19 protein-coding genes, 1 tRNA gene and 1 pseudogene are annotated in these 24,114 nt (G+C 69.4%); 20 read left to right on the top strand and 1 reads right to left on the bottom strand.

All coding sequences use genetic code 11. From position 1 onward, the window contains the following. The first annotated feature begins 73 nt into the window (after positions 1-73). The 5 genes from ACFYV1_RS20890 to clpX all read left to right on the top strand — a co-directional run bounded on the left by ACFYV1_RS20890 (position 74) and on the right by clpX (position 4,769). Positions 74-150: transfer RNA gene (locus tag ACFYV1_RS20890), tRNA-Pro, on the top strand. A gap of 150 nt (positions 151-300) precedes the next feature. Beyond that, complete coding sequence (gene tig, locus ACFYV1_RS20885) at positions 301-1,689, top strand: trigger factor (RefSeq protein ID WP_389397009.1); 1,389 nt, start codon at positions 301-303, stop codon at positions 1,687-1,689. A 284-nt stretch (positions 1,690-1,973) separates the two neighbouring features. Then, a complete protein-coding gene (locus ACFYV1_RS20880; RefSeq protein ID WP_389397291.1) occupies positions 1,974-2,579 on the top strand; it encodes an ATP-dependent Clp protease proteolytic subunit in 606 nt (201 codons plus the stop codon). A 41-nt stretch (positions 2,580-2,620) separates the two neighbouring features. Beyond that, a complete protein-coding gene (locus ACFYV1_RS20875) occupies positions 2,621-3,331 on the top strand; it encodes an ATP-dependent Clp protease proteolytic subunit (protein WP_389397008.1) in 711 nt (236 codons plus the stop codon). Between the two features lie 148 nt (positions 3,332-3,479). After that, entirely contained in the window at positions 3,480-4,769 is a 1,290-nt protein-coding gene (gene clpX, locus ACFYV1_RS20870) for an ATP-dependent Clp protease ATP-binding subunit ClpX (protein ID WP_389397007.1), read from the top strand. A 76-nt stretch (positions 4,770-4,845) separates the two neighbouring features. On the opposite strand, the gene ACFYV1_RS20865 is transcribed toward clpX, so the two are convergent. Further along, positions 4,846-5,814: a hypothetical protein gene (locus tag ACFYV1_RS20865; RefSeq protein WP_389397006.1), complete on the bottom strand. Its 969-nt coding sequence runs from the start codon at positions 5,812-5,814 to the stop codon at positions 4,846-4,848. 137 nt (positions 5,815-5,951) lie between these two features. On the opposite strand from ACFYV1_RS20865, the gene ACFYV1_RS20860 reads away from it, so the two are divergent. The 15 genes and pseudogenes from ACFYV1_RS20860 to ACFYV1_RS20790 form a co-directional block, all read left to right on the top strand. Beyond that, the gene (locus ACFYV1_RS20860) at positions 5,952-8,573 is read left to right on the top strand and encodes a valine--tRNA ligase (protein ID WP_389397005.1); all 2,622 of its coding nucleotides are present in this window, start codon (positions 5,952-5,954) and stop codon (positions 8,571-8,573) included. 134 nt (positions 8,574-8,707) lie between these two features. After that, complete coding sequence (locus tag ACFYV1_RS20855) at positions 8,708-10,234, top strand: bifunctional folylpolyglutamate synthase/dihydrofolate synthase (protein WP_389397004.1); 1,527 nt, start codon at positions 8,708-8,710, stop codon at positions 10,232-10,234. Positions 10,235-10,241: 7 nt separating this feature from the next. Next, positions 10,242-10,589, top strand: coding sequence for a DUF4233 domain-containing protein (locus ACFYV1_RS20850; protein ID WP_389397003.1), 348 nt, complete (start codon positions 10,242-10,244; stop codon positions 10,587-10,589). Positions 10,590-10,680: 91 nt separating this feature from the next. Then, positions 10,681-11,094, top strand: coding sequence for a nucleoside-diphosphate kinase (gene ndk / locus ACFYV1_RS20845; protein WP_389397002.1), 414 nt, complete (start codon positions 10,681-10,683; stop codon positions 11,092-11,094). A gap of 257 nt (positions 11,095-11,351) precedes the next feature. Then, positions 11,352-12,371: a rod shape-determining protein gene (locus tag ACFYV1_RS20840; protein WP_389397290.1), complete on the top strand. Its 1,020-nt coding sequence runs from the start codon at positions 11,352-11,354 to the stop codon at positions 12,369-12,371. A 130-nt stretch (positions 12,372-12,501) separates the two neighbouring features. Continuing rightward, entirely contained in the window at positions 12,502-13,551 is a 1,050-nt protein-coding gene (gene mreC, locus ACFYV1_RS20835) for a rod shape-determining protein MreC (protein ID WP_389397001.1), read from the top strand. Positions 13,552-13,567: 16 nt separating this feature from the next. Beyond that, positions 13,568-14,239 carry a rod shape-determining protein MreD gene (gene mreD / locus ACFYV1_RS20830; RefSeq protein WP_389397000.1) on the top strand — a complete coding sequence of 224 codons (672 nt, stop codon included), beginning with the start codon at positions 13,568-13,570 and terminating at the stop codon, positions 14,237-14,239. A gap of 16 nt (positions 14,240-14,255) precedes the next feature. Further along, complete coding sequence (gene mrdA, locus ACFYV1_RS20825) at positions 14,256-16,427, top strand: penicillin-binding protein 2 (RefSeq protein WP_389396999.1); 2,172 nt, start codon at positions 14,256-14,258, stop codon at positions 16,425-16,427. Between the two features lie 3 nt (positions 16,428-16,430). Continuing rightward, positions 16,431-17,630 carry a rod shape-determining protein RodA gene (gene rodA, locus ACFYV1_RS20820; protein WP_389396998.1) on the top strand — a complete coding sequence of 400 codons (1,200 nt, stop codon included), beginning with the start codon at positions 16,431-16,433 and terminating at the stop codon, positions 17,628-17,630. Between the two features lie 142 nt (positions 17,631-17,772). Next, entirely contained in the window at positions 17,773-19,290 is a 1,518-nt protein-coding gene (locus ACFYV1_RS20815) for a CHAD domain-containing protein (RefSeq protein ID WP_389396997.1), read from the top strand. A 50-nt stretch (positions 19,291-19,340) separates the two neighbouring features. Continuing rightward, positions 19,341-21,266 (top strand): TIGR03960 family B12-binding radical SAM protein, encoded by a 1,926-nt coding sequence (locus ACFYV1_RS20810; protein WP_389396996.1) that lies wholly within the window; start codon positions 19,341-19,343, stop codon positions 21,264-21,266. 83 nt (positions 21,267-21,349) lie between these two features. Then, positions 21,350-21,559, top strand: a complete 210-nt coding sequence (locus tag ACFYV1_RS20805) for a hypothetical protein (RefSeq protein ID WP_389396995.1) — start codon at positions 21,350-21,352, stop codon at positions 21,557-21,559. Between the two features lie 261 nt (positions 21,560-21,820). Next, a complete protein-coding gene (locus tag ACFYV1_RS20800; RefSeq protein WP_389396994.1) occupies positions 21,821-22,330 on the top strand; it encodes a hypothetical protein in 510 nt (169 codons plus the stop codon). Between the two features lie 121 nt (positions 22,331-22,451). Then, positions 22,452-23,231, top strand: a complete 780-nt coding sequence (locus tag ACFYV1_RS20795) for a TIGR03936 family radical SAM-associated protein (RefSeq protein ID WP_389396993.1) — start codon at positions 22,452-22,454, stop codon at positions 23,229-23,231. 233 nt (positions 23,232-23,464) lie between these two features. Beyond that, positions 23,465-24,114: pseudogene (locus ACFYV1_RS20790) on the top strand (ribonuclease E/G); the annotation flags it as partial.

Raw genomic sequence — 24,114 nt, 5'->3', positions numbered from 1 at the left:
CACACCCCATGGGTCACGCCGCAAACGAGGGCGGCGCACGCCCGCCGGGCATGTACCCTACGGTTCGCACCGACGGGGTGTGGCGCAGCTTGGTAGCGCGTCCGCTTTGGGAGCGGAAGGTCGTCGGTTCGAATCCGGCCACCCCGACCACCAGCAAGATCGCGTTGTGAGGCGCCTCCTGCTTGCCGTTACTATGCAAGCTGCGTGCCCGTGTGTCTGATGTGCCGGGCCCGATCCGCTGAACCGCCGAGTCCGGCGCCAGCAGAACCCCAAGATGTCAGCCACCAAGGAGACCGAACCGTGAAGAGCGCCGTGGAGACCCTGAACCCGACCCGGGTTCGGCTCACTGTCGAGGTGCCCTTCGAGGAGCTCAAGGACAGCCTCGACGCGGCGTACAAGAAGATCAACCAGCAGGTCACGGTCAAGGGCTTCCGCAAGGGCAAGATCCCTGCCCGAGTGATCGACCAGCGGTTCGGCCGTGGTGCGGTGCTGGAGGAGGCGGTCAACGACGCGCTTCCCAAGCTCTACACCGAGGCGGTCAACGAGGCCGAGCTGAACCCGCTGGGCCAGCCCGAGGTGGACATCACCGAGCTGAAGGACGGCGAGACGCTGGCCTTCACCGCCGAGGTCGACATCCGCCCCGAGATCGAGATCCCGGACTACTCCGGCATCGAGGTCACCGTCGACGCCGTCGAGGTCACCGACGAGGACGTCGAGAAGTCCGTGGAGCAGCTGCGTGAGCGCTTCGCCTCGACCAACCCGGTCGAGCGCGCCGCCGCCGACGGCGACGTCCTCACGATCGACCTCGAGGCCAAGGTCGACGGCGAGGTCCTGCCCGACGGTGTCGCGGAGGGCGTCTCCTACACCATCGGTTCCGGCGAGCTCCTCGACGGCATCGACGAGGCCGTCACCGGCCTGGAGGCCGGCGGCGAGGCGACCTTCACCTCGCAGCTGAAGGGCGGCTCCGCCGAGGGCAAGGACGCCGAGGTCACCGTCAAGGTCACCGCCGTCGCCGCCCGTGAGCTCCCCGAGCTCGACGACGACTTCGCCCAGATGGCGAGCGAGTTCGACACCCTCGACGAGCTCAAGGCCGACAGCCGCAAGCGCCTCGAGAACATGAAGCAGTACGACCAGGCCACCCAGGCCCAGGAGCGCGTCCTCGACGAGCTGCTGAAGCTGGCGGAGGTCCCGATCCCCGAGAAGCTTCTCGAGGACGAGGTCAAGACCCGCAAGCACAACCTTGAGCACCACCAGCTCGGCCAGATGGGCCTCGACCTCGCCAAGTACCTGGAGATCCAGGGCAAGACCGAGGAAGAGTTCGACGCCGAGACCAAGGAGCAGGCGGTCAAGGGCATCAAGACCCAGTTCATCCTTGACGAGCTCGTCAACAAGGAGAAGCTGAACGTCAACCAGGAGGAGCTCACCGAGCACCTCATGCGGCGTGCCCAGTCCTCCGGCATGAGCCCCGACCAGTTCGCCCAGGCCGTCGTCGAGGGTGGCCAGGTGCCGATGCTCGTCGGCGAGGTCGCCCGCGGCAAGGCGCTCGCTGTGGTCGTCGAGGCCGCCAAGGTCACCGACACCAACGGTGAGGTCGTCGACCTCGAGGACGACGAGGACGAGACCGAGGCCGCCGCCGAGGCGGTCGAGGCCGTCGTCGACGGTGAGGCCGAGGAGAAGAACGAGGCCTGAGCCTCGCGCTGACTCTGCTACGGGCTCCGGACGCCACCACGCGCCCGGGGCCCGTACGCGTACAACGGGGCTCCCGCAGGCCCGTGCAGGGGCTCCGCCGGTGCGTCGCCGGACGGCCTTCGACCTTGCGCTCCGAGCGAACAGTTCGGGAAGCGGGATGGCTCTGTCCGACCTGCGCGTTAGGGTCCATGAATACGAGGGCAGGGGAGTCCCCGCCCCCGGTACGAAGACGCTGAGACGGTCGAAGCCGTCAGAGACGAGCAGGTGGATACGTGACGAATCTGATGCCTACAGCCGCCGGCGAGCCGTCCTTCGGTGGTGGCCTCGGCGACCAGGTCTACAGCCGGCTGCTCGGCGAGCGCATCATCTTCCTCGGCCAGCAGGTCGACGACGACATCGCCAACAAGATCACGGCGCAGATGCTGCTCCTTGCCGCCGACCCGGACAAGGACATCTACCTCTACATCAACAGCCCCGGCGGTTCGGTGACGGCCGGCATGGCGGTCTACGACACCATGCAGTACATCCCGAACGACGTGGTGACCATCGGCATGGGCATGGCGGCGTCCATGGGCCAGTTCCTGCTCACCGGCGGTGCTGCCGGCAAGCGGTTCGCGCTGCCCAACACCGACATCCTCATGCACCAGGGTTCGGCCGGCCTCGGCGGCACCGCCTCCGACATCAAGATCCAGGCCGAGTACCTGCTCCGTACGAAGAAGCGCATGGCGGAGATCACCGCCCAGCACTCCGGACAGACCGTCGAGGCGATCATCCGCGACGGCGACCGGGACCGCTGGTTCACCGCGGAGGAGGCCAAGGACTACGGCCTCATCGACGAGATCATCTCCGCCGCCTCGGGCGTCCCGGGCGGTGGCGGCACCGGCGCCTGAGCCGCACCGCACCGAGCCCCCGCCCGCCGAACGCCACCAGGATGGTGAACACCCATATGAGCAACTTCTCCGGCATCCCCGGTCTGTCAGGCAACTCCGGCGCGTCCGCGAGCGGCCTCTACACCGGCCCCGCGGTGGACAACCGCTACGTCGTCCCCCGCTTCGTCGAGCGCACCTCGCAGGGCGTGCGTGAGTACGACCCGTACGCGAAGCTCTTCGAGGAGCGCGTGATCTTCCTCGGCGTCCAGATCGACGACGCGTCCGCCAACGACGTCATGGCGCAGCTGCTGTGCCTGGAGTCGATGGACCCGGACCGCGACATCTCGATCTACATCAACAGCCCCGGCGGTTCGTTCACCGCGCTGACCGCGATCTACGACACGATGCAGTTCGTGAAGCCGGACATCCAGACGGTCTGCATGGGCCAGGCGGCCTCCGCCGCGGCCGTACTGCTGGCCGCCGGTACGCCGGGCAAGCGGATGGCTCTGCCGCACGCCCGCGTCCTGATCCACCAGCCGTCCTCGCAGACCGGCCGTGAGCAGCTCTCCGACCTGGAGATCGCGGCCAACGAAATCCTGCGCATGCGTGAGCAGCTGGAGGAGATGCTGGCGAAGCACTCGACCACGCCGCTGGAGAAGATCCGCGACGACATCGAGCGCGACAAGATCCTCACCGCCGACGGCGCGCTGGCATACGGCCTCGTCGACCAGATCGTCTCCACCCGTAAGAGCACGGCCGCGTCGGCAGCCTGACCGGCCCGACGGCCCTTGGCGCGGTACACGACAATGTGTGAACCGCGCCAAGGGGGGCCCGAACGGGGGGCTCGGCAAGGTACCGTCGAATATGAGGCACCAGGAGCCGGCTGAACCAAGCCGCTCCCAGGCGAAGGGGAAGCACCTCGTGGCACGCATCGGTGATGGCGGCGACCTGCTCAAGTGCTCGTTCTGCGGAAAGAGCCAGAAGCAGGTGAAGAAGCTCATCGCAGGCCCCGGGGTGTACATCTGCGACGAGTGCATCGATCTCTGCAACGAGATCATCGAGGAGGAGCTCGCGGAGACCTCCGAGGTGCGGTGGGAGGAACTCCCCAAACCGCGAGAGATCTATGAGTTCCTGGAGAGCTACGTCGTCGGCCAGGAGCCGGCCAAGAAGGCGCTCTCGGTCGCGGTGTACAACCACTACAAGCGCGTCCAGGCCGGCGAGAACGGCGGCGCGCAGGGCCGTGACGACGCGATCGAGCTCGCGAAGTCCAACATCCTTCTGCTGGGCCCCACCGGCTCCGGCAAGACGCTCCTCGCCCAGACCCTCGCCCGCATGCTGAACGTCCCGTTCGCCATCGCCGACGCGACGGCGCTCACGGAGGCGGGTTACGTCGGCGAGGACGTGGAGAACATCCTGCTCAAGCTGATCCAGGCGGCCGACTACGACGTCAAGAAGGCCGAGACCGGGATCATCTACATCGACGAGATCGACAAGGTCGCCCGTAAGAGCGAAAACCCGTCGATCACCCGCGACGTCTCCGGCGAGGGCGTCCAGCAGGCGCTGCTCAAGATCCTGGAGGGCACCACCGCGTCCGTGCCCCCGCAGGGCGGCCGCAAGCACCCGCACCAGGAGTTCATCCAGATCGACACGACGAACGTGCTCTTCATCGTGGGCGGCGCCTTCGCCGGCCTCGAGAAGATCATCGAGTCCCGCGCGGGAGCGAAGGGCATCGGCTTCGGCGCGACGATCCGCTCCAAGCGCGAGATCGAGGCGAGCGACCAGTTCCAGGAGGTCATGCCGGAGGACCTGGTCAAGTTCGGCATGATCCCCGAGTTCATCGGCCGCCTCCCGGTCATCACCTCGGTCCACAACCTCGACCGCGAGGCTCTGCTCAAGATCCTCGTCGAGCCGCGCAACGCGCTGGTGAAGCAGTACCAGCGGCTGTTCGAACTCGACGGCGTCGAGCTGGACTTCGACCTTCCGGCCCTGGAGGCCATCGCCGACCAGGCCATCCTCCGCGGCACCGGCGCACGCGGCCTGCGCGCCATCATGGAGGAGGTCCTCCAGTCGGTGATGTACGAGGTCCCGTCGCGCAAGGACGTCGCCCGCGTCGTCATCACGAAGGACGTCGTCCACAACAACGTCAACCCGACGCTGGTCCCGCGCATCGTGAAGGACGACGGCAACGGCCGCCACGAGAAGAGCGCGTAAGCACGCGGCACACGCGAAGAACACGGAAGGGGCGCCCGGTCGTTGACCGGGCGCCCCTTCCGTGTGACGGGTGGTGTCACGCCTTGACGCGGATCGCCTTGCGGGTGTCCACGGTCAGCTTGATCGCCGTCTCCTTGTCGATGCCCTTGGTGGCGTCGCCGGGCGACACCATCGCGAGGGTGCTGTGGTCGGCCCAGACGCAGAACCAGTCGGTCTTGTTCTTCTTGGTCAGCGCGTCCTTGCCGCTGGCGGCCTGGCACTTCATGAGGCCGTTGAAGCCGTCGGGGGTGACCGCCTCCGGCGAGCCGACCATCTTGGGGCCGTCGCCGGTGCTGGACGCGGAGTCCTTGTTGATCTCGGCGAAGAAGGTGTCCAGCGCCTTCTGCGGGTCCGCGACCTTGCCGTAGGCACCGATGAAGGTGATGCCCTTCGCGGTGGCGAGGTCCGGGACCGAAGTCGGGTCGTTGGGGTCGAACTTGCTGATGTCGGCGGTCGTGTACTGACCCATCACGGACTTGCCGCCCGAGATGCCGCTCTTCTCCAGGTCCTTGGCGGCGGAGTCGCCGCCGAGCTCCTGGCCGTCCTTCGACAGCCGCTTGTAATCGCTCAGCACGGTGGCGGGCGTGGTGAGCTTGTGCGCGCCGTCGTCCTCGAGGCCGCCCCCGCCGGCGAGCAGGAAGTAGCCGCCGCCGCCCAGTACCGCGAGCGCCACGACGATCGAGCCCACGATCAGGCCGGTCTTCTTGCCACCGCCCTGGGCCGGCGGCGGGGGCGGGTAGCCGCCCGGCTGCTGGCCGTAGGGGCCGGGCTGCTGGGGCTGGCTGTACTGGCCGGGCTGCTGCGGGTAGCCGTACGGCGGCTGCTGCTGCGGAGGGACGCCCTGCGGCGCCTGCTGCGGATACCCGTAACCGGGCTGCGGGGCCTGCGGCTGCTGGCCGTAAGGGCCCGGCTGACCCTGCGGCTGACCGTAGGGACCCGGCTGTCCGTACGGTCCGGGCTGCTGCGGCTGCTGCCCGCCGTACGGGCCCGGCTGGTTGTAGCTCATTACGGGTTTTCCCCTCGTGATGTTTATGTGTTGCCGACATCCTGACCCAAGCCATGGCACCCCGGGGCGGCGGGGGGCACACCGTTACCGAACAATCGGGTTTCAGTGCGACGCTGTGACACCTCTAAACTGGCCCGGTGACCGAGAACACTCAGCAGCAGACAGCGCCCACTTCCGAACTGCCGACCCAGTACGCGCCGGCCGAGGTCGAGGGGACGCTGTACGAGCGCTGGGTAGAACGCGGCTACTTCGAGGCGGACGCGAAGAGCGACAAGCCTCCGTTCACGGTCGTCATCCCGCCGCCGAACGTCACGGGCAGCCTCCACCTGGGCCACGCCTTCGAGCACACGCTGATCGACGCCCTCACCCGTCGCAAGCGGATGCAGGGTTACGAGACGCTGTGGCAGCCGGGCATGGACCACGCCGGTATCGCCACGCAGAACGTCGTCGAGCGCGAGCTCGGCAAGGAGGGCAAGTCCCGCCACGACCTCGGCCGTGAGGCGTTCATCGAGCGGGTCTGGCAGTGGAAGGGCGAGTCCGGTGGCCAGATCTCCGGCCAGATGCGCCGGCTCGGCGACGGAGTCGCCTGGTCGCGTGAGCGTTTCACCATGGACGAGGGCCTCTCCCAGGCGGTCCAGACCATCTTCAAGAAGCTCTACGACGACGAGCTGATCTACCGCGCCGAGCGCATCATCAACTGGTGCCCCCGCTGTCTGACCGCGATCTCGGACATCGAGGTCGAGTACCAGGACGACGACGGCGAGCTCGTCTCCATGAAGTACGGCGAGGGCGATGACACCATCGTCGTCGCGACGACGCGCGCCGAGACGATGCTCGGTGACACCGCGGTCGCCGTCCACCCCGACGACGAGCGTTACGCGCACCTGATCGGCAAGCAGATCAAGCTGCCGCTGACCGACCGTACGATCCCCGTCGTCGCCGACACGCACGTCGACCCGGAGTTCGGCACCGGCGCCGTCAAGGTGACGCCCGCGCACGACCCGAACGACTTCGAGATCGGGCAGCGCCACAACCTGCCGTCGCTCGCCGTCATGGACGAGCGCGCGGTCATCACCGTCCCCGGGCCGTTCGAGGGCCTGGACCGGCTGGAGGCGCGCAGCGCCATCGTCGGCGCCCTGCGCGCCGAGGGCCGGATCGTCGCCGAGAAGCGTCCCTACGTCCACTCCGTCGGCCACTGCTCGCGCTGCAAGACCACCATCGAGCCGCGCCTGTCCATGCAGTGGTGGGTCAAGGTCGGCCCGCTGGCCAAGGCCGCCGGTGACGCCGTCCGCGACGGCCGGGTCAAGATCCACCCGCAGGAGATGGAGAAGCGGTACTTCGACTGGGTCGACAACCTGCACGACTGGTGCATCTCGCGCCAGTTGTGGTGGGGCCACCGCATCCCGGTCTGGTACGGCCCGAACGGCGAGATCGTCTGCGTCGGCCCCGACGACGAGGTCCCGACGGGCGAGGGCTGGCACCAGGAGACCGACGTCCTGGACACCTGGTTCTCGTCCGGTCTGTGGCCGTTCTCCACGCTCGGCTGGCCCGAACAGACCGAGTCGCTCGCGAAGTTCTATCCGAACTCCGTCCTGGTCACCGGCTACGACATCCTCTTCTTCTGGGTCGCCCGGATGATGATGTTCGGCCTGTACGCGATGGACGGCACGCCGCCGTTCCACACCATCGCCCTGCACGGCATGGTCCGTGACCAGTTCGGCAAGAAGATGTCGAAGTCCTTCGGCAACGCGGTCAATCCGCTGGACTGGATGGACAAGTACGGCTCCGACGCCCTGCGCTTCACACTGGCCCGCGGCGCCAACCCCGGTGTCGACGTCCCGATCGGCGAGGACTGGGTCCAGGGTTCGCGCAACTTCGCGAACAAGATCTGGAACGCCACCCGCTTCGCGCTGATGAACGGCGCCACGGTCGAAGGCCCGCTGCCCGCCCCCGAGGAGATGTCCTCCACCGACCGGTGGATCCTGTCTCGGCTGGGCTCGGTCGTCGCCGAGGTCGACGCGTTCTACGAGGACTACCAGTTCGCGAAGCTGTCCGAGACGCTCTTCCACTTCGCGTGGGACGAGGTCTTCGACTGGTACGTCGAGCTGTCGAAGACGACGTTCTTCGCGGGTGGCGAGGCCGCCAGGGTGTCGGCCCGCGTCCTGGGCGAGGTCCTCGACGTCACGCTCCGACTGCTGCACCCGGTCGTGCCGTTCGTCACCGAGACCCTGTGGACCACCCTCACCGGCAAGGAGTCCGTGGTCATCGCCGACTGGCCGGCCGACAGCGGCTTCCGCGACGCGTCCGCGGAGCGGGAGATCGAGCTCGTCCAGCGGGTCGTCACCGAGGTCCGCCGCTTCCGCAGCGACCAGGGGCTGCAGCCGGGCCAGAAGGTCCCGGCCAGGCTCACCCTCGACGGCACCTCCCTCGCGCCGCACGAGCCGGCGATCCGCCAGCTGCTGCGCCTTCAGCCGGAGGGCGAGGGCTTCCACGCCACCGCGTCCCTGCCGGTCGCCGGCGCCACCGTCGCGCTCGACCTGTCGGGCACTATCGACGTCGCGGCCGAGCGCAAGCGGCTGACGAAGGACCTGGGCGCGGCGCAGAAGGAGGTCGCGCAGGCGACGGCCAAGCTGGGCAACGAGGCGTTCCTGGCCAAGGCACCGGACAACGTGGTCGACAAGATCCGTACCCGGCTCGCCAAGGCCGAGGAGGACATCGCGCGGATCAACACCCAGCTCGGCAACCTGCCCGCGAGCTGAGCCGCTGCCGCACAAGCGGCGAGCAGCTGCCGAGCGATCGGCGAGCGATCGGCGAGTGGACATCGGTCGAGGCCCCGGGGACGCCCCCCGGGGCCTCGACCGTTTCTGTCGGTCCCCGTCCGTAGACTGGTCCCGTGAGTGAGCACCCCGATCCGTTCGACGAGTCCGACGCCTCCGACGAGTCCGACCGCTTCGACGAGATCGTCGACGCAGAGACCGACCGCGACCCCGACCTGGCGGTGATCGAGGCCGGCAGCCGCACCCTGCGTGCGCAGGCCGGTTCGCTGAAGCCGGACCACGTGCCGGCCCGCCCCGTGGACCCGGAGGTCGACAAGGCGCTGCGCCAGGTCGAGACGGACCTGGCGGGGCGCTGGGGCGAGACCAAACTGGAGCCCTCCGTCGCCCGTATCGAGGCGTTGATGGACGTGCTGGGCGAGCCCCAGCGGGCGTACCCCTCGATCCACATCACGGGGACGAACGGCAAGACGTCCACGGCCCGGATGATCGAGGCACTGCTCTCCGCGTTCGAACTGCGCACCGGCCGCTACACCTCGCCGCACGTGCAGTCGATCACCGAGCGGATCAGCCTGGACGGCGCGCCCATCGAGGCGGAGCGGTTCATCGACACGTACAACGACATCAAGCCGTACGTCGAGATGGTCGACACGAGCCAGGACTTCCGGCTGTCGTTCTTCGAGGTGCTCACGGGCATGGCGTACGCGGCCTTCGCCGACGCGCCGGTGGACGTGGCCGTGGTCGAGGTCGGCATGGGCGGCAGCTGGGACGCGACGAACGTGATCGACGGCTCGGTCGCGGTCGTCACCCCCATCGACCTGGACCACACCGACCGGCTGGGTTCGACGCCGGCGGAGATCGCTGTGGAGAAGGCAGGGATCATCAAGCAGGGCGCGACCGTGATCCTGGCGCAGCAGCCGGTGGACGCCGCTCAGGTGATGCTCAAGAAGGCCGTCGAGGTCGACGCCACCGTGGCCCGCGAGGGCATGGAGTTCGGCGTGGTCTCGCGCGAGGTCGCGGTCGGCGGCCAGTTGCTGGCCCTGCGCGGGCTCGGCGGCGAGTACGAGCAGATCTTCCTTCCTCTCTACGGCGCGCACCAGGCGCACAACGCGGCGGTGGCGCTCGCCGCGGTGGAGGCGTTCTTCGGAGTGGGAGCCGGCGAGGCCCGCACGCTGGACGTGGACACGATCCGCAAGGCCTTCGCCTCGGTCGCGTCCCCCGGCCGGATGGAGGTCGTGCGCCGCAGCCCGACCGTCGTCCTGGACGCGGCGCACAACCCGGCGGGCGCGCGCGCGACCGCGGCGGGCATCACTGAGTCGTTCGGCTTCTCCCGCCTCATCGGTGTGGTGGGCGCGAGCGGTGACAAGGACGTCCGGGGGTTCCTGGAGGCCTTCGAGCCGATCTTCGCGGAGATCGTCGTGACGCAGAACTCGAGCCATCGCGCGATGGACGCGGACGCGCTCGCCGCGATCGCCGTGGAGGTCTTCGGCGACGATCGGGTGGTCGTGGAGCCGCGGCTCGACGACGCGCTCGAGGCGGCGATCACCCTCGCCGAGGAGGAGTCCGAGTTCGCCGGCGCGGGTGTGCTGGTCACCGGTTCAGTGATCACGGTCGGCGAGGCCCGGCTGCTGCTCGGGAAGGGCTGACATCGACGTGCGTACGCTCTGTGCATCCACCCTGATCGGCGAGTTCTTCGTGATCGGCTTCGCCGGTCTGGTCGCCATGAAGTCGGACGGTGCCTCGATGGCTGCGGTCTGGACCGTCTGCGGCGCCCTGATGGTGCTGTCGCTGCTGCTGTGCGGCATGATCACCCGCCCCGGCGGCGTACAGCTCGGCTGGGCGCTGCAGGTCGCGCTGATCGCCAGCGGCTTCGTGGTGCCCATGATGTTCTTCCTCGGCGCGCTCTTCGCGGGTCTGTGGTGGGCGTCGGTCCACTTCGGCCGCAAGATCGACGAGGCCAAGGCGAAGTGGGCCGCGCAGGCGGAGGCCGAGGCTCGCTAGCCGGTGCACGGGGCGGGTGACACCCCAGGCGTCACAACGGGTAACCTCGCCCCCAACCGCACACTTCCAGGCCTGCAAGGAGCCGCACACCATGACTCAGCGCACCCTCGTCCTTCTCAAGCCGGACACTGTCCGTCGCGGACTCGTGGGCGAGGTCATCGGCCGCATCGAACGCAAGGCCGACTGGAAGATCGCGGCGCTGGAGCTGCGTCAGCTGGACCGCGCCACCCTCGAGCAGCACTACGCCGAGCACGTCGGCCGGCCGTTCTACGAGCCGCTGGTGGAGTTCATGCTGTCCGGTCCGGTCGTCGCGCTGGTCGTCGACGGCGAGCGTGTGATCGAGGGTGTACGCCAACTGGCGGGACCGACCGACCCGATCGCGGCCGCTCCTGGGTCCATTCGGGGCGACTTCGGCACGATCGTCCGGGAAAACCTGATCCACGCCTCGGACTCGGAGGAGTCCGCCATTCGGGAACTGAAGATTTTCTTCCCCGGTCTTTCCTGACAGCGCGTCAGCCATACAGCGCTCTTGTCCTGGGGCGACCGATGGAATTTCGGTCGCCCTTCGGCATACGCCGGCACATTGCGGGAACGCATCGCCCAAACGCATCGTCACCATAAACAAGAGGTGGACCACCGCGCGGTGTCCGTGCAGGCGGCACTACGATGTAAGCCTCCACGCCACACGCACCCACCTCGCCATCCTGAAAAGCCATCAACGCTCGATTTGGGAAGGCCAGACGCATCCTCATGGGGAACAACATGTCGTTCATCGGCCGTGACATGGCTGTCGACCTCGGGACCGCCAACACGCTGGTGTACGTCAGAGGCCGGGGGATCGTTCTCAACGAGCCGTCCGTCGTCGCCATCAACACCAACACGGGCGGCATTCTCGCGGTCGGCGCCGAGGCGAAGAAGATGATCGGCCGGACGCCGGGCAACATCGTTGCCGTCCGACCGCTGAAGGACGGCGTGATCGCCGACTTCGAGATCACCGAGCGGATGCTCCGCTACTTCATCCTGAAGATCCACAAGCGCCGCTACCTCGCCCGGCCCCGCGTCGTCGTCTGTGTGCCCTCCGGCATCACGGGCGTCGAGCGCCGCGCGGTCATCGAGGCATCGACCCAGGCGGGCGCCCGGCAGGTGCACATCATCGAAGAGCCCATGGCGGCCGCGATCGGATCGGGGCTCCCCGTCCACGAGGCCACCGGCAACATGGTCGTCGACATCGGTGGCGGCACCACCGAGGTAGCCGTGATCTCCCTGGGAGGAATCGTCACGGCACAGTCGATCCGAGTGGCCGGCGACGAGCTCGACAACGCGATCATCCAGCACATCAAGAAGGAGTACTCGCTCCTGCTCGGTGAGCGCACCGCGGAGAGCATCAAGATCACCATCGGCTCCGCGTACGAGATGGAGAAGGACGAGCACACCGAGATCCGCGGCCGTGACCTCGTCTCCGGTCTGCCCAAGACCGTCGTCATCTCCGCGGCGGAGGTCCGCAAGGCGATCGAGGAACCGCTCAACGCGATCATCGACGCCGTGAAGACGACCCTCGACAAGTGCCCGCCCGAGCTGTCCGGCGACGTCATGGACCGCGGCATCGTCCTCACCGGTGGCGGCGCCCTGCTGCGCGGCCTCGACGAGCGACTGCGCCGCGAGACGGGCATGCCGATCCACATCGCGGAGGACCCGCTGGACTCGGTGGCCCTCGGATCCGGCAAGTGCGTCGAGGAGTTCGAGGCGCTCCAGCAGGTACTGGACGCCCAGCCGCGTCGTTAGACGGTCGGACAAAAAGCCGTACGGGGGCCGGGAAGCCCCCACATGGGGTCCTTCCCCGCCCCCGACACCGGGGAAGGATCGTTGCTCTACCGACACGACCATTCCTACGAGGAAGGCACGGCCGCCGCACGTGAGGGACACAAAGGAGAGCCGGCTGCTCCTGGTGCTGCTGATCGCCATCGCGTTCGCCTTGATCACGGTGGACATCCGCGGCGGTGAGGAGTCACCGGTAGACGGTGCCCGACAGGCCGCCGCGTCGGTCTTCGGCCCCGTCGAGAACGGCGTCGCGGCAGCCGTCGATCCGATCGGCAACGCGATCGGAGCGGTCCGGGACTCGGGCGCCCGCCACGACCGCATCAAGCAGCTCCAGCTGGAGAATGCCGATCTGAAGCAGCGCCTCGGCAGCGACGACCGCAGGAACAGCCGGCTGCGCCAGCTCGACGGCATGATCAGGACCGCCGCCGCCGGCCAGTACGGCATCAAGGGCGCCGAGGTCATCGCCATAGGAGCGGCCCAGGGCTTCTCCTGGACGGTGACCATCGACATCGGCTCCGACGACGGCATCACGCGCGACATGACCGTCATCAACAACGAGGGCCTCGTCGGCCGGGTCACCACCGTAGGCCCGCGCACGTCGACCGTGCTGCTCGCCAGCGACCCGGACTTCACCGTCGGCACCCGTATGGAGAAGACCGACGAACTGGGCTTCGCGACCGGCCAGGGCGACCGGCCCCTGCTGGTCCAGCTCCTCAACGGCAAGTCCAAGGTCAAGAAGGGCGACCGCCTGGTCACCTTCGGCTCGCAGAACAGCAAGCCGTTCGTGCCCGGTGTCCCGGTCGGCGAGGTCGTCCGGGTGGACCCCGCCCGGGGCGACCTCACCCGCAACGTCTACGTGCGCCCCTACGTCGGCTTCAGCAAGCTCGACATCGTCGGCGTCGTCGTCCAGGCCCCGCGCACCGATCCGCGCGACACGGTCCTGCCGCCCAAGCCGGCGGGCCCCAAGCCCACGCCGACCGTCACCGTGACGGTCACACCCGGAGCGACCCCTCCCGAGGGCGGCGTCGAAGGACGCACCGAGGACGGCGGGACCCAGGACGGCGGCCAGGCGCGGGAGTCCGGGCAGCCGCAGGACGGGCTCGATCCGGGCACCGGTGACGCCACAGGCCAGAACGACGATTAGTAGGAGCTGATCCGCCATGCGTTTCAACCGGATGCTGCTCTCCACGACACTCGTCGTGGTCGCCCTCGTCATCCAGGTCTCCGTCCTCTCGCGCCTGCAACTGCCCGGCGCGGTTCCCGACCTCGTGCTGCTGGTGGTCCTCGGACTCGCCATGGTCTACGGCCACATGGCCGGCGCGTTCATCGGATTCGGAGCCGGGCTGCTCGCCGACCTCGCCCCGCCCGCCGACCACGCCGCCGGCCGCTACGCGCTCGTTCTCTGCGTCATCGGCTACCTCGCCGGGCTCGTCCGTCCCGAGAACGGCAAGCCACTGCGGTCCGCGACCGGCCCGATGGCCGTCGTCGTCGCCGCTGCCATCGGCTCCACACTGCTGTACGCCCTGGTCGGGGCTCTCGTCGGCGACACCGCGGCCCGCCATGTGGGCCTGGCGAGCCTGCTGCTGACCGCCGCGGTCTACGACCTGCTCCTCGCGCCGTTCACCGTCCCGCTGATCATGTGGCTCGCCAGACGCAGCGACAACGATCCACTCGCCGAGAGCCCGGACACCGGTGTCAAGGACGTGGCCGCCGGCTGGCTGGCCTCCGGCACCGGGCTGCGCATCGGCAGTCAGCGCGGCGGCCTGCGGCTCAAGGCGGCGAAGACGCGGGCCGCACGGGCCGGACGCATCAAGGGAGTCAAGCGACTGTGAGCGAGGGGGCAACAGCGTGAGCAACATTCCGGAGACCGGACGGACCCCCCGGGTCCAGATCCGGCTCGTCATCATCCAGGTACTCGTCTTCTCCCTCCTCCTCACCCTCGGCGGCCGCCTCTGGTACCTCCAGATCCGCAACGGCGACGAGTACACCGACGAGGCCAAGAGCAACCACGTCCAGCAGGTCGTCCGTCCCGCCGTGCGCGGTTCGATCCTCGACGCCCGCGGTGTACCGCTCGCGGACAACGAGACCCGCCTCGTGGTCTCCGCGTCCCGCACCGACCTGATGAAGATGAAGGACGACGGCAAGGCCGTCCTCACCCGGCTCGCCGGCATCCTCGGCATGAAGCCGAAGGACGTCATGGACAAGGTCCGGCTCTGCGACTCGAAGACGCCGCAGCCCTGCTGGAACGGCTCCCCGTACCAGCCGATCCCGGTCACCGACGAAGCCACCACCCAGCAGGCACTGCAGATCCGCGAGCGTTCCGAGGACTTCCCCGGCATCACCGCGGAGCCCACCGCCGTACGCCGCTACACCTCACCCGCGAAGGCCCGGACCTCGCAGGTGCTCGGCTATCTGTCCCCCGTCACCGACGAGGAGATCCAGAAGGCCAAGGACACCGACTCGCCCTACCTGCGATCGGACCAGGTGGGCCGCTCGGGCCTGGAACGCACCTACGACAAGGAGCTGCGCGGCAAGGCGGGCGTCACGGCGTACGAGGTGGACAAGCTGGGCCGGGTCATGGGCGAGACCGAGTCGGACCCCGGCGTAGCCGGGTCCCACCTGGTGACCAGCATCGACGCCCGCGTGCAGTCCGTCGCCGAGTACGAGCTCCACCAGGCGATGAAGACGGTCCGCAAGGAGACCGACAAGATCACCGGCCGCCCGTACGAGGCCGACGCCGGCGCCGTCGTCGTCATGGAGGCCAAGACCGGACGGGTCGTCGCCATGGCCTCCCAGCCCGACTACGACCCGAACGCCTGGGTCGGCGGCATCTCCGCCAAGGACTACGCCAAGCTCACCGGCAAAAGCTCCAACTACCCGCTGCTCAACCGGGCCACCCAGGGCCAGGCACCCGCCGGCTCCGTCTTCAAGGTGGTCTCGGCGAGCGCGGCCGTCCGGGCCGGGCACCCCTTCGACGACCTCTACAACTGCAGCAGCTCCTACAGCATGGGCAACCGCAGCTTCGCCAACTTCGAGTCCCAGGGGCACGGCCCCATCACCCTCGGCGAAGCCCTCAAGTACTCCTGCAACACCGTCTTCTACCGTCTCGGCCACCAGGAGTGGCAGCGCGACGGCGGCCTCAAGCCCAAGAAGAACGCCAACGACTGGTTCTACCGGACCGCCCGTGACTTCGGATTCGGCGCTGTGACCGGCATCGACCTCCCGAACGAGGTCAAGGGACGCATCCCGGACCGTCAGTGGAAGCAGGACTTCTGGGAGGCCAACAAGGACTCCTGGTGCAAGCAGGGCAAGAAGGGCGGCACCTACGTCGAGCAGATCGCCTACGAGAGCTGCCTCGAGGGCAATCAGCTGAAGGCCTTCGACAGCATCAACTTCGCCATCGGCCAGGGCGACGTCCTCATCACCCCCGTGCAGTTGGCGACCGCCTACGCCGCCATCAGCAACGGCGGCACCCTCTACAACCCCACCATCGGCAAGGCCGTCATCAGCCCCGACGGCAAGAAGATCGAGGAGATCAAGCCCGAGGCGCACGGCAAGCTGCCGGTGGACGCCCAGACCATCAAGGACCTCGACAAGGGCCTGCGCTCCGTCGTCGAGCCCGGCGGCACCGCCGCCTGGAGGTTCGGCGGCTGGCCGCAGGACAAGATCCCGATGCGGGCCAAGACCGGTACCGCCCAGGTCTACGGCAAGCAGACCACCTCGTGGTTCGCCACCTACACCGACGACTACACCATCGTCATGACGATCTCCCAGGGCGGTACGGGCTCGGGAGCCTCCGGCCCCGCCGTCCGCAACATCTACGACGCGATCTACGGCCTCGACGACCAGGGCAACCAGGACCTGAAGAAGGCCCTGCTGCCCAAGCCGCAGAAGGAACTCCCGAAGATCGCCCCCGACGGCTCCATCGACGCACCCACGGTCACGCCGTACGTCCCCGACAAGCCGAAGCCCTCGGACGCGCCGGCGCTCGCGGGGCCGTCACCGGTCAGGAGGGACTGAGCCATGGTCGCAAGCGGCTTCTCAGTCTCCGGGTACGGCCCGGAGCGCGGCGGGATCTGGAACAGGCTCACCGCCCGCGACTCCATGGTGCGCAGGCTCGACTGGCCGATACTGTTCAGCGCGATCGCGCTGTCCCTCATCGGCGCGCTGCTCGTGTGGTCCGCGACGCGCGGCCGCACCGAGCTCAACCACGGCGATCCCTACTACTTCCTGGTCCGGCACCTGCTCAACACCGGCATCGGATTCGTGCTGATGGTCGGGACCGTCTGGATGGGACACCGCAACCTGCGCGGCGCGGTCCCCTTCCTCTACGGGCTCTCCGTGGTGCTCGTGGTACTCGTCCTCACCCCGCTGGGCGCCACCATCAACGGCGCGCACGCGTGGATCCAGCTCGGCGGCGGGTTCTCCCTCCAGCCCTCCGAGTTCGTGAAGATCACGATCATCCTCGGGATGGCGATGATGCTCGCGGCCCGGGTCGACGCGGGCGACCAGGTGCACCCCGACCACGGCACCGTCGCCAAGTCCCTCGGCCTCGCCGTCCTGCCGATGGTCATCGTCATGCTGATGCCGGACCTCGGCTCGGTCATGGTCATGGTGGTGATCGTCCTCGGCGTACTGCTCGCCTCCGGCGCGTCCAACCGCTGGGTCTTCGGACTCCTGGGCGCCGGAGCGCTGGGCGCGGTGGCCGTCACCGCGCTCGGCCTCCTCGACGAGTACCAGCTCAACCGCTTCGCCGCCTTCGCCAACCCCGAACTCGACCCCGCCGGCGTCGGCTACAACACCAACCAGGCACGGATCGCGATCGGGTCCGGCGGACTGTACGGCGAGGGGCTCTTCAACGGGCACCAGACCACCGGCCAGTTCGTGCCCGAACAGCAGACCGACTTCATCTTCACCGTCGCCGGTGAGGAACTCGGCTTCCTCGGGGCCGGGCTGATCCTCGTCCTGCTCGGCGTCGTGCTCTGGCGCGCGTGCCGGATCGCACGCGAGACGACGGAGCTCTACGGGACGATCGTGGCCGCCGGGATAATCGCCTGGTTCGCCTTCCAGTCCTTCGAGAACATCGGCATGACACTCGGCATCATGCCGGTGGCGGGCCTGCCGCTGCCGTTCGTGTCGTACGGAGGCACGTCGATGTTCGCGGTGTGGATCGCGGTGGGACTGCTGCAGTCGATCCGGGTGCAGCGGCCCATAGGCGCGTAGCCCTCAGGCGGGCGGCGGTACCGAACCGGGGCTGTGCCCGGGTCCCGAGCCGGGGCCTGGCACAGCCCCGGTTCTGTGAGACACGGAGACGGAGACGGGTACGGCCTGCCGTCCGCGCCTGTGCCGGGCTAGATTCGAAGGCATGGCGGACACCAAGCGCGAGATCGAGCGGAAGTACGAAGCCACCCCCGACACCCCCATGCCCGACCTGAAGAAGGTGGCCGGTGTGGCCCGGGTCGTCGGGAAGGGGACGGCGGAACTGGACGCCGTCTACTACGACACCGCCGACCTGAGACTCGCTGCCGCATCGGTCACACTGCGCCGCAGGACCGGCGGCGGCGACGCCGGCTGGCACCTCAAGCTGCCCGTCTCGCCCGGCGTACGCGACGAGATCGCCGCACCGCTGTCCGACGAGGTGCCCGCAGCACTGGCCGCGCTGGTGCGGGCATACGCACGGGAACGGGAACTCACACCCGTGGTACGCCTCCTGTCGTCACGGGACGTGCAGCACCTGGTGGACGCCGACGGCGAGCTGCTCGCCGAACTCAGCCGGGACGCCGTGGTCGCGGAACGGCTCGACGGGGGAGAGGGAACCGCCCAGTGGGACGAGATCGAGGTGGAGCTGGCGGACGGCGGCGACCCGGACTTTCTCGACGCCGTCGACAAGAGGCTCCGCAGGACCGGGGTACGTGCGGCCGCCGCGCCGTCGAAACTCGCCAGGGCACTGACAGAGACCGGTGACGTCCCGGCGCCCCGGCCGGAGCCGTCCCGGCCCAAGACCGCCGGCGGCCATGTGCTCGCCTATGTGGCCGAACAGGCCGACACGATCGTCGCCCACGACCCGGGTGTGCGCCGCGACCTGCCCGACGCCGTGCATCAGATGCGCGTCGCCACCCGGCGACTGCGCAGTGCGCTCAGGACGTACCGCAAGGTCCTCGACCGCGACGCCACCCGGCCCCTGGTCGACGAACTCAAGTGGCTCGCGGGGGAGCTGGGCGTGGCCCGGGACCAGGAGGTGCTCGCCGAGCGGCTGGGCGCCCACGTGGACGAGGTGCCGACGACGCTGTCGCTCGGCCCGGTCGGCGCACGGCTGCGGGCGTGGTCCGCCGAGGGTGCGGCGGAGGCACGGAAGACCGCCGTCGCCGCGCTCGACAGCGACCGCTACCTCGCGCTCCTCGACGCGCTGGACGCACTGCGCGCAGACCCGCCGCTGCTGAAGGCGGCCCCCCGCGCACCCGCGGCGGTCCTCGCGAAGGCGGTGCTCAAGGAGTACGGCCGGCTGGCAGCCCGTATGGAGAAGGCGCTCTCGCTGCCGGAAGGCCAGGAACGGGACGTCGCCATGCACGAGGCCCGCAAGGCCGCCAAACGCGCACGGTACGCGGCGGAGGTGGCCCGGCCCGCACTCGGCAAGGCCGCCAAGCGGTTCGGCGGGCGGATGAAGGCCGTGCAGAAGGTCCTCGGTGACCACCAGGACAGCGTCGTCGCCCGCGAAGCGCTGCGGGACCTCGCGATCCGGGCGCACGCCGCCGGGGAGAACGCCTTCGTCTGGGGCCTGCTGTACGGCAGGGAGGAGACCCGCGCAGGGGAACGCGAGGCCGAACTTCCCGGGGTGTGGGCACAGGCGTCGGCCCCCGGAATCCGGGCGGCACTGGACGGCTGAGCATGCGGGTACGCTTGAGAGTCGCCCCCTTGCTGCCCACGAAGGTTTCCATGTCTGCCGAGTCGGTCTTCCCACAGCTCGAAGCGCTGCTCCCGCATGTGCAGAAGCCCATCCAGTACGTCGGCGGTGAGCTGAACTCCACCGTCAAGCCCTGGGAGTCCTGCGACGTCCGCTGGGCGCTCATGTACCCGGACGCCTACGAGGTCGGCCTGCCCAACCAGGGCGTCATGATCCTCTACGAGGTCCTGAACGAGCGCGAAGGCGTGCTCGCCGAGCGCACGTACAGCGTCTGGCCGGACCTCGAAGAGCTGATGCGCGAGCACAAGGTGCCGCAGTTCACCGTGGACAGCCACCGGCCCGTCGGCGCGTTCGACGTGTTCGGGCTGAGCTTCTCCACCGAACTCGGCTACACCAACATGCTCACCGCCCTCGACCTCGCGGGCATCCCGCTGGAGTCCAGGGACCGCACGGTCGACCACCCCATCGTGCTGGCCGGCGGGCACGCCGCGTTCAACCCCGAGCCGATCGCGGACTTCATCGACTGCGCGGTCATCGGCGACGGCGAGCAGGCCGTCCTGGACATGACCGGGATCATCCGCGCTTGGAAGGCCGAGGGCCGACCGGGCGGGCGCGAGGAGGTCCTCTTCCGGCTCGCGAAGACCGGCAACGTCTACGTGCCACGCTTCTACGACGTCGAGTACCTGCCCGACGGCCGCATCGGCCGGGTCGTCCCCAACAAGTCGGGCGTGCCGTGGCGGGTGTCGAAGCACACCGTCATGGACCTCGACGAGTGGCCCTACCCCAAGCAGCCGCTGGTCCCGCTCGCGGAGACCGTCCACGAGCGGATGTCCGTAGAGATCTTCCGCGGCTGCACCCGCGGCTGCCGCTTCTGCCAGGCCGGCATGATCACGCGCCCCGTGCGGGAGCGAAGCATCACCGGCATCGGCGACATGGTCGACAAGGGACTCAAGGCGACCGGCTTCGAAGAGGTCGGCCTCCTTTCCCTCTCCTCCGCGGACCACAGCGAGATCGGCGACATCGCCAAGGGCCTGGCCGACCGCTACGAAGAGGACAAGATCGGCCTGTCGCTGCCCTCGACGCGGGTGGACGCCTTCAACGTGGACCTCGCCAACGAGCTCACCAGGAACGGCCGCCGCTCCGGTCTGACCTTCGCCCCCGAGGGCGGCTCCGAGCGCATGCGCAAGGTCATCAACAAGATGGTCTCCGAAGAGGACCTGATCCGTACGGTCTCCACCGCCTACGGCAACGGCTGGCGGCAGGTGAAGCTGTACTTCATGTGCGGTCTGCCGACGGAGACCGACGAGGACGTGCTGCAGATCGGCGACATGGCGGTCAACGTCATCGCCGAGGGCCGCAAGGTCTCCGGGCAGAACGACATCCGCTGCACGGTGTCCATCGGCGGGTTCGTGCCCAAGCCGCACACGCCGTTCCAGTGGGCGCCGCAGCTGAGCGCGGAGGAGACCGACGCGCGTCTGGAGAAGCTGCGCGACAAGATCCGGGCCGACAAAAAGTACGGCCGCTCGATCGGTTTCCGCTACCACGACGGCAAGCCCGGCATCGTCGAGGGCCTGCTCTCGCGCGGTGACCGCCGTGTCGGTGCCGTCATCCGCGCCGTGTACGAGGACGGCGGCCGCTTCGACGGCTGGCGCGAGCACTTCTCGTACGACCGCTGGATGGCGTGCGCCGAGAAGACGCTGCCGGACTTCGGCGTGGACGTCGACTGGTACACCACGCGTGAGCGCACGTACGAGGAGGTCCTGCCCTGGGACCACCTGGACTCCGGTCTCGACAAGGACTGGCTCTGGGAGGACTGGCAGGACGCGCTCGACGAGACCGAGGTCGAGGACTGCCGCTGGACGCCGTGCTTCGACTGTGGCGTCTGCCCGCAGATGGACACGCACATTCAGGTCGGTCCCACCGGCAAGAAGCTGCTCCCGCTGACCGTCGTGAAGTAGCGTCCGCCGCGCATCGGGGGAGGGCCCGGCCGCAGGGAAACAAACCTGTGGCCGGGCCCTCCTCCGTTTCGTCACAATGAGGGATGCCGCACCTCATCGCCCCGCATGCGGGGGTCCACGCCTCGTTCCTCGGCGCGCACACGGCGCCCGAGGACCACGAACCGGGTGACGGCTGCCTCGTCCGGCTCATCCGGATCCCGGTGCGCATCGTGGTCCTGCTCGTCGTCGTTCCCGTCCGGATGGTGTGGGACGTCCTCGTGGTCTGCGGCCGGCCGCTGAGCGCCTGTTGCTGAGGCCGTTGGGGCGCGTGCCGGCCTGGTTCTTCGAGAACGTGATCGCCCCCGTCGGGCGCGGCGTGGCCTGGCCGGCCGTCTTCGTGGGCAAGGCGTTGTTCTAGGGCCGTGGGTGGCGTTGTGGCGGTACGTGGTGGTGCCTGTGGTGACGTACGGGGTGGTGGCGCCTCTGGTGTGGGTCCACCGGCAGGTGCTGACCCCGGTGGGGCACGGCATCGCCTGGCTGGTGGAGCACCTGCTCCTCGTGCCCGCGCCTGGCTGGTGCGAGCGCTCTGGCGGGTTCTCGCATGGCTGGTCAGGACGCTGCTCGTGGCGCCCGCGGTCTGGCTCCACCGGTACGTCCTCGCCCCTGTCGGCCGGGAGATCGCGGCGGCCGTGGGCGTGGCCTGGCGGATCGCGGGCCACATCTCGCGCGCTGTGGGCTGGGGCCTGAAGTGGCTCGCGTGGAATCTGGTCGGCCGGCCGGTCCGCTGGTTCTGGCGCGAGGTGTGCACCCCGGTCGGACACTTCGTGCGTGACTCCCTGTGGCGCCCCGCCGCGAAGGCCGCCGCGCGGGCCGCACGCGCGGCCGCGGCGGTGCCGGCATCGGTTCGCGAAACCGTACGGCAGGCCAGGCGCGACGCCTGGCGGGCGTTGTTCGGCGCGCCCCGTGCGCAGCGGTCCGTGGCGGACAGGGCGGGGCAGGCGCGTAACCTGGGTGGCAGACAACAAACACAGACCGTTCCCGGCGCGGCGGCCGAATCCGAGATCTCCCTGCTCAAGCGGGGGTGAACCGGTCGGCCCCCGGGGAGCACCCCGCACTTGAGGGCGGCGCGCCACCCGCGTCGCTCCACACCGAGGAGAAGAACCACTGGGCAAGCGACAGCCCGAAGGCCCGCCGCCCGCACCTGCGGTGCAGCGCATCCGACTGCGCTACACCAAGCGCGGCCGCCTCCGGTTCACCAGCCACCGTGACTTCCAGCGTGCGTTCGAGCGGGCGCTGCGGCGCGCCGAGGTGCCCATGGCGTACTCGGCGGGCTTCACCCCGCACCCGAAGGTGTCGTACGCCAATGCCGCCCCCACCGGTACGGGCAGCGAGGCCGAGTATCTGGAGATCGCCCTCACCGAGCACCGCGACCCGGACAAGCTGCGCGAGCTGCTGGACGAGTCGCTGCCGGGCGGTCTCGACATCACCGACGCCGTCGAGGCCCGCACGTCGGGCCTCGCCGACCGGCTCACCGCCTCCGTGTGGGAGCTGCGCCTGGAAGGTGTCGCGCCGCAGGACGCCGAGAATGCCGTGGCCGCCTTCCTCGCCGCCGAGGCCGTAGAGGTCCAGCGGAAGACGAAGAACGGCATGCGCACCTTCGACGCCCGCGGCGCCGTGTCCGACCTCGTGGCCTCTCCCGCGGCGTCCGATAGGACCGAGGACGGGCCCTGTGCGATACTGCGGCTGGTTGTTCGGCACGTGACACCTGCCGTGCGACCCGACGACGTCCTGTCCGGTCTCCGAGCTGTGGCCGACCTGGCGCCGCCGGTCCCCGCAGCGGTGACCAGGCTGGCGCAGGGGCTCTTCGACGAGGAGTCCGGCACGGTGACCGACCCGCTCGCGCCCGACCGCGAGGCAGCCCCGGCCGCTCCACCCACGGCCGCCGGGACCGCTTCTGCGACGGCGCCGGAAGGTCCCGCCGCGTAAGGACGGTCGTCGTAGCGCGGCTCTTGCACTCGGGAGCCACCTGGGTCGGGCCGCGCGATGACACAGAAGACTTTCGCCAGGCCGTGCGTACATCGCGTACGGAACCGGCGAGCCAGACATCAGCTCCCGTGCGGCGCACGCGCCCCGGACGGCGGCACCGCGGACATCACGCGGGCCGCGGCCGGACCGGAACCAGGCGCGGCGCCCGGGAGCGTGACGGGAGAACCGCCCGCATGCTCGAGCCGACCGAATCCGGCACCGCCGGAAACAACGAGAACGAAGACCACAACAACAGTCCCAGCGACACCCTGCCGCCGCGCCGTCGGCGTCGCGCCGCGTCGCGACCCGCGGGGGCGCCGCAGGCGACCGGGGGTGCCGACACGGGCGCCGCGCAGGTACAGGCCGCCGAGGCCGTGATCCCGGCCGTCGCCGCCGTGGGTGCGGTCGTGGAGGGCTCCGACAAGGCAGCGGAAGACACGCCCGAGCCCGCCGCCGCAGAGGCGGCCCAGGTGGCGCAGGCCGTGACCGACGCGCCGCGTGCGCGTCGTCGTGCGACTCGTAAGGCGACGGCTCCGGCCGGTGCGCCTTCCGCGGCGGAGGCTGTGGAGGCGGAGGCCGGTGGTGCCGGTGACGGGACCGCGGTGACCGCCGAGGCCGCTGGTGTCGAGTCCGCTGCTGCTGAGGCGGCTGCGCCGCGTCGGCGTCGTCGGGCTTCTGCTCCGGCGGGTGCGCCGGTCGCTGTGGAGCGGGGCGAGCAGGGTGAGGTCGTGGAGTCGGAGGAGGCGCCCGCGCCGCGTGCGCGTCGTCGTGCGACTCGTAAGGCGACGGCTCCGGCCGGTGCGCCTTCCGCGGCGGAGGCTGTGGAGGCGGAGGCCGGTGGTGC

Origin of the sequence: Streptomyces sp. NPDC003023 (genome assembly GCF_042888225.1) — a bacterium.
Lineage (GTDB): Bacteria > Actinomycetota > Actinomycetes > Streptomycetales > Streptomycetaceae > Streptomyces.
This window is presented reverse-complemented; position numbering and strand designations above follow the sequence as displayed.

Coding starts and splice junctions, on each gene's coding strand:
- ACFYV1_RS20815 (WP_389396997.1), top strand. CDS start 17,773: ATGGCGGACACCAAGCGCGAGATCGAGCGGAAGTACGAAGCCACCCCC.
- ACFYV1_RS20875 (WP_389397008.1), top strand. CDS start 2,621: ATGGTGAACACCCATATGAGCAACTTCTCCGGCATCCCCGGTCTGTCA.
- ndk (WP_389397002.1), top strand. CDS start 10,681: ATGACTCAGCGCACCCTCGTCCTTCTCAAGCCGGACACTGTCCGTCGC.
- ACFYV1_RS20840 (WP_389397290.1), top strand. CDS start 11,352: ATGTCGTTCATCGGCCGTGACATGGCTGTCGACCTCGGGACCGCCAAC.
- ACFYV1_RS20880 (WP_389397291.1), top strand. CDS start 1,974: ATGCCTACAGCCGCCGGCGAGCCGTCCTTCGGTGGTGGCCTCGGCGAC.
- ACFYV1_RS20865 (WP_389397006.1), bottom strand. CDS start 5,814: ATGAGCTACAACCAGCCGGGCCCGTACGGCGGGCAGCAGCCGCAGCAG.
- ACFYV1_RS20810 (WP_389396996.1), top strand. CDS start 19,341: ATGTCTGCCGAGTCGGTCTTCCCACAGCTCGAAGCGCTGCTCCCGCAT.
- rodA (WP_389396998.1), top strand. CDS start 16,431: ATGGTCGCAAGCGGCTTCTCAGTCTCCGGGTACGGCCCGGAGCGCGGC.
- ACFYV1_RS20805 (WP_389396995.1), top strand. CDS start 21,350: ATGCCGCACCTCATCGCCCCGCATGCGGGGGTCCACGCCTCGTTCCTC.
- mreD (WP_389397000.1), top strand. CDS start 13,568: ATGCGTTTCAACCGGATGCTGCTCTCCACGACACTCGTCGTGGTCGCC.